13 protein-coding genes are annotated in these 13,093 nt (G+C 55.5%); 5 read left to right on the plus strand and 8 right to left on the minus strand.

All coding sequences use genetic code 11. The features are described 5' to 3' along the window. Positions 1-28: 28 nt before the first annotated feature. From ACNA0I_RS01685 to ACNA0I_RS01700, 4 genes are all read right to left on the minus strand, one after another. The gene (locus tag ACNA0I_RS01685; protein WP_415804320.1) at positions 29-1,018 is read right to left on the minus strand and encodes an NADPH:quinone reductase; all 990 of its coding nucleotides are present in this window, start codon (positions 1,016-1,018) and stop codon (positions 29-31) included. Positions 1,019-1,084: 66 nt separating this feature from the next. Further along, positions 1,085-1,615, minus strand: a complete 531-nt coding sequence (locus tag ACNA0I_RS01690; RefSeq protein ID WP_415804321.1) for a cupin domain-containing protein — start codon at positions 1,613-1,615, stop codon at positions 1,085-1,087. A 154-nt stretch (positions 1,616-1,769) separates the two neighbouring features. Then, a complete protein-coding gene (locus ACNA0I_RS01695) occupies positions 1,770-2,363 on the minus strand; it encodes a cupin domain-containing protein (RefSeq protein WP_415804322.1) in 594 nt (197 codons plus the stop codon). Between the two features lie 365 nt (positions 2,364-2,728). Then, positions 2,729-3,325 carry a TetR/AcrR family transcriptional regulator gene (locus ACNA0I_RS01700; protein WP_415804323.1) on the minus strand — a complete coding sequence of 199 codons (597 nt, stop codon included), beginning with the start codon at positions 3,323-3,325 and terminating at the stop codon, positions 2,729-2,731. A gap of 311 nt (positions 3,326-3,636) precedes the next feature. Between ACNA0I_RS01700 and ACNA0I_RS01705 the strand changes: the two genes are divergently transcribed. After that, entirely contained in the window at positions 3,637-4,602 is a 966-nt protein-coding gene (locus tag ACNA0I_RS01705) for a LysR family transcriptional regulator (protein WP_415804324.1), read from the plus strand. A 187-nt stretch (positions 4,603-4,789) separates the two neighbouring features. On the opposite strand, the gene ACNA0I_RS01710 is transcribed toward ACNA0I_RS01705, so the two are convergent. From ACNA0I_RS01710 to ACNA0I_RS01720, 3 genes are all read right to left on the minus strand, one after another. Further along, complete coding sequence (locus ACNA0I_RS01710) at positions 4,790-6,160, minus strand: lactonase family protein (protein WP_415804325.1); 1,371 nt, start codon at positions 6,158-6,160, stop codon at positions 4,790-4,792. Between the two features lie 65 nt (positions 6,161-6,225). Continuing rightward, entirely contained in the window at positions 6,226-7,152 is a 927-nt protein-coding gene (locus ACNA0I_RS01715) for an SDR family oxidoreductase (RefSeq protein WP_415804326.1), read from the minus strand. A gap of 34 nt (positions 7,153-7,186) precedes the next feature. Beyond that, positions 7,187-7,948, minus strand: a complete 762-nt coding sequence (locus tag ACNA0I_RS01720) for an SDR family oxidoreductase (RefSeq protein WP_415804327.1) — start codon at positions 7,946-7,948, stop codon at positions 7,187-7,189. 118 nt (positions 7,949-8,066) lie between these two features. Between ACNA0I_RS01720 and ACNA0I_RS01725 the strand changes: the two genes are divergently transcribed. Continuing rightward, positions 8,067-9,305, plus strand: coding sequence for a zinc-dependent alcohol dehydrogenase family protein (locus ACNA0I_RS01725; RefSeq protein WP_415804328.1), 1,239 nt, complete (start codon positions 8,067-8,069; stop codon positions 9,303-9,305). A 293-nt stretch (positions 9,306-9,598) separates the two neighbouring features. Here ACNA0I_RS01725 and ACNA0I_RS01730 read toward each other — a convergent pair whose 3' ends face one another. Then, positions 9,599-10,258, minus strand: a complete 660-nt coding sequence (locus ACNA0I_RS01730; RefSeq protein ID WP_415804329.1) for a glutathione S-transferase family protein — start codon at positions 10,256-10,258, stop codon at positions 9,599-9,601. A 225-nt stretch (positions 10,259-10,483) separates the two neighbouring features. Between ACNA0I_RS01730 and ACNA0I_RS01735 the strand changes: the two genes are divergently transcribed. The 3 genes from ACNA0I_RS01735 (at position 10,484) to ACNA0I_RS01745 (ending at position 13,086) form a co-directional block, all read left to right on the plus strand. Then, entirely contained in the window at positions 10,484-11,371 is an 888-nt protein-coding gene (locus tag ACNA0I_RS01735) for a LysR family transcriptional regulator (RefSeq protein ID WP_415804330.1), read from the plus strand. A 123-nt stretch (positions 11,372-11,494) separates the two neighbouring features. Next, positions 11,495-12,112, plus strand: coding sequence for a TetR/AcrR family transcriptional regulator (locus ACNA0I_RS01740; RefSeq protein ID WP_415804331.1), 618 nt, complete (start codon positions 11,495-11,497; stop codon positions 12,110-12,112). Between the two features lie 62 nt (positions 12,113-12,174). Beyond that, positions 12,175-13,086 (plus strand): DMT family transporter, encoded by a 912-nt coding sequence (locus ACNA0I_RS01745; RefSeq protein ID WP_415804332.1) that lies wholly within the window; start codon positions 12,175-12,177, stop codon positions 13,084-13,086. The last annotated feature ends 7 nt before the right edge of the window (positions 13,087-13,093 follow it).

A 13,093-nucleotide genomic window follows, 5' to 3' on the forward strand; every position in this document is an offset into this window, starting at 1 on the left:
CCACGCCTTTTGGAAGAGCGCAGATCGATCAATCGATCTGCAGGACAACATGGCCGTGCACCCGGCGCTGTTCGACCGCGCGGTGGGCTTCAGCGATTTCCTCCAGACTAAAAGTGTCCACCACAGGCACATTCAACAAGCCTTTCCCTAGCCAAATGTTGATGCGTTGAGCAGCCTCCTGGCGTACGCTCTCGGGAAGGAGGTAGACCGAGCGGAAATGCATTGTCACGCCAGTGAGCATCAATTGCTGGATGCTGATAGCAGGCTTCATCTGACCAGCAGAACCATATACATAGATTTCTCCTTCCGGCCGGATCACACTCAAGTCGAACTCGAAATTGCTTCCCCATTCAACCTCGATGATCCGATCTATACCGCGTGGGCCTACCAGTGCTTCGATCTGCTTCTCACGGTCATCATCCCTATAGCCAATCACATGATCAGCGCCCGCCTCATGTACATGCTGTGCACGCTGCGGATCACCGACTAGACCGATCACGCGCTTCGCTCCCAACAATTTGGCCATCTGGACTGCGAGTCTACCGACGTTGCCGCTCGCGCCATTGACAAGGACATTGGCGTCTGCGATGGGGGTGCCACAAGTCACGGCGCGGTAAGCAGTCATCGCGGGAATGCCGAGCGACGCACCCATTGCGAAGTGCGAGCGCGAAGGTAACTCGGCAACTTGGCCAACGGGCAACGTGACAAATTGAGCCGCAGTGCCAAGTTGCCTACGGAACTGCGCATTCCAAACCCACACGCGTTTGCCGAGCCAACTCTTATCGACGCCCTCGCCCACCTCGCTAACGATCCCAGCGCCATCACTATGCGGCACGATAAACTCATAAGGCATGGTGTTCATGACCACGCCCGCACGATTCTTGACGTCTGATGGATTGACTCCCGATGCCTTGACGGCGATCAGTAGCTCACCAGCAGCAGGTTTGACTGGTGCGAACTGCTCAATGGCAAACACCTCATGCGCGGCACCAAACTTACGATAGACGGCAGCTTTCATTTTTTACCTAGTGTACTGTGAACGATTCAACAAGCGCATTCGCTATTGAGCGCGTTGTTCCCATTCTTAAAGCTCAGGCTTTCGTGCATCAATCAGCACGGCAACCATCCGGCACTTTTCGTTTCCCCGCACGCTCCATGCGTGTCGTGTACCACGCTGAATCAACACATCGCCAGCCTGGAGCACAGTCTCCGAGTCGTCTAGGATTGCCACGATCTCGCCTTCGAGCACAATGATGTAGTCGAGCGTATGCGTCTGGTGCATCAATTCATGACGTTGCGCGTCCGTATCAATCGCGGCCCTCCCTGAGTCTCCCATTGCACCGAATACCTCACTTCCCACCACTTTCCCTTGCCAGACGCTGTCGGGAGGAAACTCCAAATACCGTAGCAACGTGCCGCATGGAGGTGGCTCCAACTCAAGCGGCCCTGCGCACAAATCGTCCTCCTGCGAAAGGCTTGCCGGCGTCGAGTCGGTTTTCCAAAGTTCGGTGACGTGAAACGTTGGCAACGCTGATGTAATCGGCACTACGCTATCGGATCGACTGACTCCAGTAATTACGCGTCTGATGAGTAAATCACCAATGTCCCATGCCATGATCAATCTCCTTTGTTCTAGTAAGTGGGCACCGCGTAGTCGAGGTACAGGGGTCGGTGGGGTCTCTGCCCGGTCGATCCGTGCAGTCACATGTCTGGCGCTCGTAATCGAACGGATTCAAGGGCGGCAAGGACGTAATTCAGTCGAACGGCGCTTAGTTTTTGAGAAAGCTGAACCCAATCGTTTCCATCTTCCCAACGATTTCCTCGCCGAACTCGTCTTTGAACTTCTCTGACTCACTGGGAGCGAACCCAATGTCGTTATAGTCCGACTCATTCTTGCCTGTGATCAACACCAACAGATAGGCAGTCTCGTCGCCAATGTTGGTGAAGTCTCTGCATACCGCTTTAGGCACGCGGATCATGTCAAACGGGTTGAGCACGATCTCATGCTCGCCCTCGTCGCCCCACCGAATACGGAATTGTCCTTGGAGGCAAAAGAAATGCTCCACAGTGTGGAAATGCGCATGCAGCATTGGCTTATCGCCAGGGGGACATTCGGCGATGATGACGGAGAGATTCTCCGTAGCTTCGATGATTGGCCGCGCAGACATAGGACCGGCCTTTTGAGACGGTGCCATTAAGGTGTAGAGCGTGCGTGCGGTCACCGCCTGATATGCCGCGTCAGGAATGCCCTGATCCTTGGAATAAAACTCGCTCTGTGGCCGCAAAGCACTAAATCGGGCAACAAACTTTTCCATCTCGGCAGGAGAAAGCGTTTTAGTAGGCGGCAAATTATTCTGCTTCATAGTCTCATCCAAAAGTAGCGTTAACTGCGGGTCGTACACTCATTCGACAATGAAACTTTAAGAATCAGACATCGATATGTAAAATACATATTTCGCATTGCATTGATGTTTTAAAAGCATGCTTTTGATGCAGGTCGAGTTGATGCTGATCGGCATCTGCCGCATCTTTAGATATGAGGGAATGCGCCAAACGCTAGCGGTTACCGCGACTCGCAAGCTCAGCGAGCGAGAGGGCCAGCGGCGCCGATTGGATTTCCGGCTCGGCGTCATCTCGGCAGATCTCTTTGCTCGACCCGAAGCGCTGGCTTGCGCAGTCAGAAGCAAATCTGCTTTCTACATGGTGGGCTTCTGGATATATGCGCCAGTTAGGGCGATCCGTTGCGTCCGGGTAGCATCAGCAACCCGATCACAAGGTCTGCCATCTCGCGCAGGCGCTTCTCGTCCTGGTAAACCCGCTCGAGTACGACCAGCCCTCGCGTCATGGCGACGATCATTCGAGCCGCTTTGCGCGGCGATGTCGTCAGCCTGCTTTTAGCGTCCGCACGAGTGAAACGTTCATGGAGTGCGCGCTCGATCTCATTTAACATTTCTTCAATCACGGCGCGCACGGACTGATTCATGTCTTCGGTTCCCACCGCGGTTTTGGTGCTCAGGCACCCTCGGCTGGGATTGCCGGTCGTCATGGAGCTAATCGCAAAGTTAAAGAAATCCCGAACTGCCGTTTCCAGGTCGGAATGATTCAACGCCTCACGCATTTGACCGACGTAGCGATCGCGGTACACCTCGAAAACCTTCAGGAACAACGCTTCTTTGTCGCCATATGCGTGATATAGCGACCCCCGTTGAACACCGGTCTCTTGTGCTAACTCCTGCATCGTCGTACGAGCGTATCCCTGTCTCCAGAACAAGGCCAACGCCTTGTCAAAGGCTTCGCTCTCATCAAACTGACGCACTCCAGCCATATAAGTACTCCATTCGCTCCATTGCGGTGCTGCACCAGGCAGCGAGAGTAGTGGATCATTTTTTTGACATTTATGTCAAAAAAATGCTAACCCACCTTCTTGCCTGCTTGAGGCGAACTGCTCCCCAAAGCCATGGGGCGCTTATGGATCGAGTACCTTCGCCAGCGTGCGACTCAGCGCGAGCTAATGGCTAGCTTATCGTCAAGAACGGCTTAGTAATATATAAAATACATATTCATGACATTAATTATGTAATTAGGTTATGGTTCAACCGGGCTCCTTGAACGGCCATTTTTTATCGGAAACATCTAATGGACCTACGCCAGCTCCAGTACTTTCTCGCGGTCGCTGAGACACTTAACGTCAGCCGCGCAGCTACCAAGGTCTGGATTTCGCAACCGGCCCTGTCGAGGCAGATACAACTGCTCGAAGACGAATTGCAGGTTTCGCTTTTTGAGCGTAAAGCCCGCGGCATGGCGCTCACCGAGGCCGGCCAGATGTTGAGGCAGCGAGCGTTTGCCGTGATGAAGGACATTACGGCCATCAAGGAGGACATGAGCTCGCAGGCATTAGAGCCTACCGGCACAGTGACTATAGGAGTGCCATCTAGCCTGCGTGGCATGCTCACAAAGCGGATGGCCGCTCGTTATGCCAGTGCGTTTCCCAAAGTGCTTCTGCGCATCCATGAAGGTTCCTCGCGCGACATTCGCGACAGCGTCGCCTCCGGTAAGACAGATATTGCGATTTTTTCCACTGAGGAACCTTTTAGCCAATTCCATTGCACGCCGTTATTGACTGAGAAGCTACTGGCCATCATGCCTACGAATGCGGGCTTGAGTCTGGATCGCCCTGTAGATATGCGCACACTATGTCGCTCTCCCCTGATACTGACCTCTTACCCTAATAGTCTGCGCAAGCTCATCGAAAAAGCTGCGGCGAAAGCCGGCGTGGATATTAAAGTATGTATGGAAGTCGACATGTCTGCTTTGATGCTCGACCTTGTCGCGGAGGGTCTTGGGTGTGCCGTGTTGCCCTACTGTGCCGTACACGATCTCCTGCGCGCTAAACAGATCTCTGCAGCACCAGTAAAAGGTTTGACTATCTCGTGGATTGTGGCTTACTCGCGCGAACGTACGCTTTCCAATGCTGCACAGCATCTGCTTACGATGGTGATATCCCAAGCACAGCGACTGGTCGAGGATGGGCAATGGCCAACTGCTATCGCACTGCCACAGTCTTCCGTAAAAAAGGCTAGTCGGTCCCAAGGCGATGGCTAGCTCAATAATCGACTCTGATAAGGAGGATGCGATTCGGTTTCAGATTCGCAGGGCTCAAGACGGAGGCGCATTGACGAGCTTCGGTCGCGGNGGACGCTGCAGCGNCCNCAATGCCGCAATACTCAGTGCTCTAGTCACTATAGTGCTTATCTAACGACTGAGTCCTTTCAGCATGCCCCCCGATGATTTAGCGCGCCAGGACGATGGAGTGCGGCCCGCGCGTCACCGGCACGTTATGCACCGTGCGCACAAGCAGGGGATGTGGATTGAGTGGATCGCGATCGACACGCCAGAAATCGATGCTACCACCTGCCCGGTTATCGTCGAAGTGATCGAAATTCGCTACAGCTAGGTAACGGCTAGAGTTATCGAACACTGCTGACTCCGGAAGAATGCCATCAAATGGGTAGTCGGCAACATGCTGCAATTGTCCGCTGGCCAAATCGAAACGCAGCAGAGAGAGCGAAGCATGCCAGGTTATCCTGGAATCGTCATAGGGTAGGAAGCTGCGCTCAAGATTGGTGGTCACCACGAGCTGGCCGTCGGGACTGATTGTCAGGCCTTCCGGCGAGACACCGGTCTCGGCGACGCCAACTAGTGCATGCTGCACGACTGTACGACCCTGCAGGTCCGTCGCTGACTTGTCGGCGAACCGTATGCTTGCTACGCTGCCGCGCGGCGCCTCGGTCCAGAAGCCACCAACATCCGGCCCCCATTGCAAGTTATTGGCCAGCACATATTTTCCGCCCGGGGTCCACACGATCTTGAAAGGATACTTACCTACCTGCACGGACCCACCCCAGGGTTGCAGACTGATTTCATCGCCCTGGCGCTGCACTCGCGCAAATGCAATGCGGCCGGCATCGCTTAGCGCCGCGGCGATGAAACGTCCGGAAGGATGCCAGCTTACGTGCGTGATGCGCGTGTCCTTGTCGACACCTGGTAGAAGCTGATAACTCGGAGTGCCGAAGCGTCCTTCACGAAACGGGATAAATGCCACGCCGCGCCCGTCACGCGGATGCAATCCCACTGCCAGCATGTCGCCTGCGGGATTGATCTCCACCGTTTCCAAGCGCTTGCCCACCTCAAGCTTCTCAAGCACACGCGGCGTTTTGGGATTAGCGATATCAACTAACGTAAGCGTCATGCCCGCCGGCAAATCGGAAAAGCGTTGTGCTTGCTGTTCAGCTTGCTTGAAAGTCTCGACAACGAAGGCATAGCGGCCATCTGGCGAGATGGCTACAGCGCTTGGGGCACCGGCAACCGAGTTGCTAACCTCGGTCTCGTAGGCGCGCAAGGTGCGCACGTCGATTACGCGATCACCCTCGGTCAGCGGAATCACGGAAATCGCGTCGCGCCCCTCACGCGGGCCGAGCACGCCGTCTACGTAGGCCGAAGCTAGCATATCCGCATCCGATATGGAGACGAGCACACGCCCTTGAAAGTCCATCGGTGCGTTGCGTGGCGCCGTTTGGGCGCCTGCAGACGCCATGGAGGCTACCGTCCAGAAAATCGCGGCTAGCCTGAATAGTCGCGAGTTGAATTTTGCAGAATTCATATTGAAATCTTGAGTTTGCGATCTACGCCTCGCCAACCACCACTTTCAAATGTGTCGATCCGAACTTATGCACCATGGACGCCTCCGGCGGAAGATGAGACTTGACGGGGCGACAAGAGATCGGCCAGGTTGATGCGGCGCAGGAATTCCGCGCGAATGCGGCCTGCAACCCTATCCACCACTTCGCACCCGTCGTCAGACGGATCTACATGAACACGGAATGGGCGGTGGCCGTATGGACATCCGACGATATTAACGATGGCCTGCGCCACCATGGAAACGTCGGCATCCGCGGGCTCGCAATTGGCCAATCCCGTCAGGATTTCCTGCTCAAAGCCTGCGTAAGCGCCTTCCGAGTACTCCCGCTCACGCGCCGTGTCAGCAGGGCGGCCGCTATGTGCGAAATGATTGGTGCCTTTCGTGAAGGCGCCCGGCACCATAATGGAGGTTTCGATGCCCCAGCGGGCCAATTCGCCGGCATAACTGACAGCCACGGCATCCATCGCGGCCTTGGCAGCGAAATACGGTGCCAAGTAAGGGGGAGTACCACCGTTGTGGCTGCTACTACCGACCCACAGCACCAATCCTTGGCCCTGCTTGCGTAGATGGGGTAGTGCAGCGCGGTTCACACGCTGAGTGCCCAGCACGTTGACGTCATAGAGATAGGCAAATTGTTCGGGGGTAAATGCTTCTGCAGGCCCGAACACCATGTGCCCGGCATTGTGGATCAGCACATCGATCCGCCCTTGGGCCGCGATGACTTGATCCACGGCAGCCTGCACGGATGTTTCTGATTGCACGTCCAGTTCAATCGCATGCAGCTTCACCTGGTGCGTGGCGGCATAGTTCAGCGACGCCTCGACTTGTGGCGCGTTTCTTCCGAGCGTTTCGCGCATCCCCGCATAGACGGTATGGCCCGCCAATGCGAGTGCTCTCGCGCTAAGCGCGCCGAAGCCGCTTGATGCTCCGGTGATCAATATGGTCTGACTCATCGTTTTCTCCAACAAAGTGAAAAAATGCGTCTACTTAGGCGAAGCCGCCGTTAGCGCGCACGACCTGGGCATTGACCCAATCGCCATCCGCACTTAAGAGAAACGACACCACGCGGGCGATATCGTCGGGTTGCCCCAAACGCTCGAGAGGCACCATTTTTGTCATCTGCGCGATCTGTTCTTCGGTCTTGCCTTCCATAAACAACTCAGTCGCAACCGGCCCCGGCGCAACTGCATTGACTGTGATGCTCCGGCCACGAAGTTCGTTTGCCAACACACGCACAAGGCCTTCTACCCCCGCCTTGGATGCGATGTAGGCCCCGTAGTTGGGAAAGGATTTGGCGATCACGCTTGTCGACACGGCAACGATGCGCCCACCGGCCTGCAAGTGCTGAGCGGCATGACCTAGTACCAAGAATGCGCCCCGCAAGTTAGTAGAAATGGTGCGGTCGAAAGCTTCGATGCTTTCAGGAGCAATCGGCGCCAACGGCATTATTCCGGCGCTGTGTACGACCGCGCCAATGGTTCCGAAGGTTTCAAGCGCCGTGGCAAAAAGCCGCTGCACATCTTCAGCTTTGGATACATCCGCCTGCGCGGCGATAGCCTGCCCCCCTGCGGCATGGATAGCAGCGACAACCTCCTCTGCCTTGGCGGCATTACCCGAATAATTGACGACGATCTTGAAACCATCGGCGGCCAGGCGTAGAGAAATGGAGCGACCTATGCCTCTGGATGCCCCGGTAACAATGGCAGTTCGAACGATCGATGGTGCTGAAGCGGAGGTACTGATATTCATGATGATTTCCCTCAAGGAGGCGGGTGAGAGCGTCGAACCATAATGACACTTGACCCACCATGATTAAACAGGGCGAAATTGGCTTACTAATTCAAAAATCATCAACAATACGGCTGTTGTGGACCGTTTTGATGCTTTACAGCTCTGCACTCGCATCGTGGAACTTGGCAACCTTACCGAGGCCGCAGGCGAACCAGTCTCAATTTATTGTTTCTCTTCCAGGCAACAGTTTGGCTTGAAATTTGGTATTTATTGCGACGCCCTTGATGTGGAGAATGATGATCTTCGCCGGGATCTATCCATCTCGGAACATCCCCTTTTCTCGCACTCTGATAGGCACAACATGAAGGCTTGGCTCCTCAAAGACTTTGGTCTCGAAAATCTACAACTCGACGACGTCCCGACTCCGGTACCTTCGGCCGGTGAATTACTAGTTAAAGTCGGTGCCGTATCGCTGAACTACCGCGATAAGGCTATTGTCGATGGACTCTACGAGCCGGCCATGATTCCCAAACCCTTGATTCCCGTCAGCGACGCCGCCGGTACGGTTGTCGCCACAGGCACGGGCGTGAGTCGCTTTAAGGTAGGCGACCGTGTCAACTCGACCCTGTATTCCCGATGGATTGACGGTGCTCCCGGTCCCAATGAACCAGACTACTGTTTTGGTGCGCCTCTACCCGGCGGACTTGCGGAGTACATGATCATCCATGAAGAAAGTGCTGTGCGAGCGCCAGACAGTATGTCCGATGTCGAAGCATCTACCCTTCCGATCGCTGCGCTGACCGCTTGGTTCTCTCTGATGGAGTTTGGCAAGCTTCAGCCTGACCAAACAGTACTGCTCCAGGGCACAGGCGGTGTGTCCATTTTTGCCGCGCAAATTGCCGCCGCGCTTGGTGCACGCGTCATCGCTACATCGAGTCGTGATGAAAACTTGGCGAAGATTAAGCTTCTTGGCGCTCATGAGGGTATCAACTACAGACAGCGACCCGACTGGGATAAAGCCGTTCTCGAACTGACTGATGGCAAGGGCGTTGATCTGCTCCTTGACGTCGCAGGCGGAAATGGCCTGAATCAGTCTGTAGCGGCAACGAAAGCCGGTGGCCTCATTGCTCAAATCGGCTTCCTGAGCGGCCTACAAGCTACCTTGGATGTCATACCCCTACTGTTTCGCCAAACGACGATACGGGGTATCGCGGTGGGGCACAGAGCTTCGTTCGAACGCATGAATGTGTTCCTGAACCAGCACGGCATCACGCCGGTTATTGACCAGGTTTACTCGTTCGGCGAGGCGTGTCAGGCATATGCACATCTGGCACGTGGCCCGTTTGGCAAGGTCGTTATTAAGGTTGCGGAATGAAAGGGAGATCGGTCGCTATCGTCATTCACGAAGATGTACAGGCCTTGGATGTCGCCGGGGAGGCCGATACTTTTCATTGACTTCGCCTCATTCCCCTGTACAAACACTGTAAACCGCCAACTCAAAATCCCCCACAAGGCGTGCCAGTTCAATCCCGGCCCCCGGGCACCAGCAATAGAAAAAGCCGCCACTGCATCGCAGAGCGGCTTTTTTGCTCCATAGGGCGTCGACTAACTCCACCCTCGGTGGTCCCAGAGTTTCTCGACGGGCCCTCAATTTTTACAGCACATGCTTCAGCCCACGGCGTTAAGTACACCTGTCATGCGTTGCTCAACTTCATCCCTCGTAGCGGCCCACGCCGGCACGGTTTGCAATAGCCGCTCCTGCCAGGCAATGAGGTTGGGGAACTCGTCGAACGGCGCTCCAGTTCGCTTGTACTGCGAGAATGGCGCAGCGATGTCGATATCGGCAAGGGTCAACGCATCGCCGACAATGAAGCTTCGTTTCTCTAGGTGTGCATTCAGGACAGCGGCGGCATTGCGGATGTTCGTCGTAAGCAAATCCACGATGGCATCGGTCCGAGGCTTGCCCATGAGCGTCGCGCCCGCCCATTCGTTAAAGAGCAGGGTTGAAAAGACCCGCCATTGCTCACCGGACCAGAACATCCATTGCAGCACTTCCCACCGTTCTGTATGAGTGCGGCCAAGCAGGTCGGAGTTCGCTTTTTCGGCGAGATAAAGATTAATGGCAGAGGCTTCCCAGATAACCGTATCGCCATCCTGAAGCACGGGAGTCAGTCCGTGCGGATTCAGCTGCAAAAATTCAGGGGTATGACTTTCGCCCTTGAACAAATCGACATTCATCCGTTGGATGTCGACGCCCATGATCTTTGCAGCAGTCGTTACACGACGAAGGCTACCCGAGCCCGGGTCGCCGTAGATTTTAATGGTCATAGTTGCTCTCTCATGTAGATGCAGGGGGGTGATCAGCGCTGCAATTGGGGCTTCCCTCCCCCTCCTCGATAGAAAGCGAGGGCCAGCGGCGGGCTCGAGACGCCCCAGTCGTGCCATGTGACGGGGTTGTCGCATGGAGCAGGCTGTTAGCAAGGAGGCCATCGTAGACTGATTCTTCAAAGAAAATAATGCCCTAAAATTGCAGAACACTTATTTGGAAAGCAAATGACTGACCGATGGCTTGAAATCGAGGTTTTCACGCGCGTGGCCGAGTCGGGGAGCTTTTCTCGCGCGGCTCAGCAGCTTGAGCTGTCACAGCCCTCCGCCTCCAGAATCATCACGGGTTTGGAAGCACGGTTGGGCGTCAAGCTTCTGCTTCGCACGACCAGAAATGTGACCTTGACTGAGGCAGGCGCTGCATTTCTAGATAAAGCTCGCCAAGCGGTAGCCGATCTGGAGGAGGCCGAGGATGCGGTTCGGGGAATCGATTCTCTGCGCGGCACTATCCGCCTCGCGGTGCCTATTGTGTTCGGCACTCGGGCGATCATTCCCGCGCTAGCCAGCTTTCTGGAGCGCTATCCCGATCTGCGAGTCGAAATAACGATGCGAGATGAGCGTCAGAACCTCGTAGCCGCCGGCGTCGACATGGCCATCCGGATGGGCACCCTCGAAGACTCAACTTTCGGTGCCAAACAAATAGCGTCCGTGGAAAGATTATTAGTCGCTTCGCCGTCCTACCTGGCCAAGCGAGGCACACCTCGAGCGCCAGCAGAATTAACAAGCCACGATACGATCTTGCACGAACAAAGCTTCCCGGAAAAAAGCACGTTAAAGATGCTGAAAGGAGGAACGGCGCAGGTGGTGACTCTGCGTGGGAAAGTCAAGGTTGACGCGGCGCCAGGCGTCCTGGCTGCTGCATTGGCAGGCCTGGGGATAGCCAACGTCACCACAATCATGTCAGAACAAGAGCGGCGTGAAGGCAAGCTTGTACAGTTGCTACCCGACTACGAACTTGAGCCCTTGAAGGCGTTCGCTGTATTTCCGTCGGGCCCCAGACCGTCGACAAAGGTCCGCGCGCTGGTCAATCACCTCACATTCGCGCTGGCGAATTAGCTCACGATCACCGCAATGTCGTTGATGCGGCGATACGCAGTTGTTGGACGGATCTGCAAATCGAGTACTCGCTGATTGCAATTTACATTGCCATTTTTAAACTGATAAGTCTATAATTCGAAAATGGCTAATACGACCACCCTCTCCGACCGGCAGCGAGGTCGCCCCCGTGAGTTCGACGCCGACCAGGTTGTCGAACAGGCGATGCAGATCTTCTGGACGAAGGGCTATCAAGGCACATCTCTACCGGACCTCATGGAGGCAACCAGGCTATCCCGAGGAAGCCTATACGCCGCTTTCAACGACAAGCATGGCATTTTCTTGCTCGCCCTTGATCGTTACATCGCTCAATCACTCCAGCGCGTGGATGACGAACTCACCTCGGGCGTGAATGCCCTGGAGGGACTCAAAGCCTGCGTAGACGGCTATATCGCGCGCACCGACGGCGTTGCGGGCCAACGCGGCTGCTTGCTGGTGGCAACGGCCATGGAAATCGCGGCTTGGGATCAGGAGACGTCGACCCGGATTGCGCATTTTTTCGAATCAATGCGGGTTCGCATAAGCAAAGCCTTGTCGCGTGCTCAAAAAGAAGGACATTTGGGCGAGCATGTCAGCCCAGATGCGGCGGCTTATATGGTGGTTTGCTTTCTCGAGGGATTGCGTGTCGTTCGCAAGGTAAAGGGCGCACCCCACAAAGCCCGGGCTGCCGCGCAAACGCTTATTAGCTGCCTCGCAGCTTGATCACTGACGGTCATGACGCGAGGCATTCATTTTTGATTATTTTTGGACCGAATGGTTTTTAAATGAATTTAATTCACATCGCAGCGGCGCTACTTGTTCCGCTGCTGTGGGGGGCTCAGTATGTCGTCATCAAAGCCGGCCTTACTGTGCTGCCCCCGTTGCTCTTTGCCGGCCTGCGCTTTGCGGTAATCGCGGCGATCCTTATCCCATTCGCGGGTCGCATTCGGAAGTCGGAGATAAAGCCGATCTTTCTGATTTCTCTTTTCATGGGCGGCGTAAACTTCGCGGGCGCATTCATTGGCTTGACCGAGGCGCCAGCGGGCGTTGCCGGGATTACCAACCAGCTTTGGACCCCTTTTACCTTGGTGCTTGCATGGCCCATGCTGGGCGAGAAGCCCTCTGCTCGGGTGATACTCGGTGTCGGCATCGCCCTGTTTGGTGTCGCAATTGCGGTGGTCGATCCTGGGCTGAAAATCCCGGTCGTTCCGATGCTCTTTGTGCTTGCCTCTGCCGTCGGCCTGGCGATCGGAAACGTACTCGCCAAGAAATTCGGACCATTCGAGCCGGTGAGGCTTTTCGCCTGGATATCCTTTTTCACGGCATTTCAGCTTCTCGGGCTTTCGCTGATCATGGAGAGCCACCAGATGCAGGCGCTACAAAGCGCATCACGTTCTGAATGGCTGGCTTTCGCTTTCACGGTCCTGTTAGGGGGCATCGTCGCCTTCGTCACATGGCTTTGGCTAATCGCCCGGTTCTCAATGGCGCGCGTCGCCCCCTATGCATTGCTTCAATCCTTCTTCGCGATAGCCGCTGGCGTCATCTTCAGGCACGAGCCCGTCACCCTGTTGCTGATTCTGGGTGCCGTGATCTGTGTATCAGGAGTCGCGATCAGTCAGTGGTCCGCACCCTTTGGACGGCGTGCAAGAGATAAAGCCCGGCGCGCAACGCCGGATAGCGCCACGCAGCAGGTTTAACGCAAAC

This window comes from Bordetella muralis (assembly GCF_965139205.1).
Taxonomy (GTDB): domain Bacteria; phylum Pseudomonadota; class Gammaproteobacteria; order Burkholderiales; family Burkholderiaceae_B; genus Bordetella_A; species Bordetella_A muralis.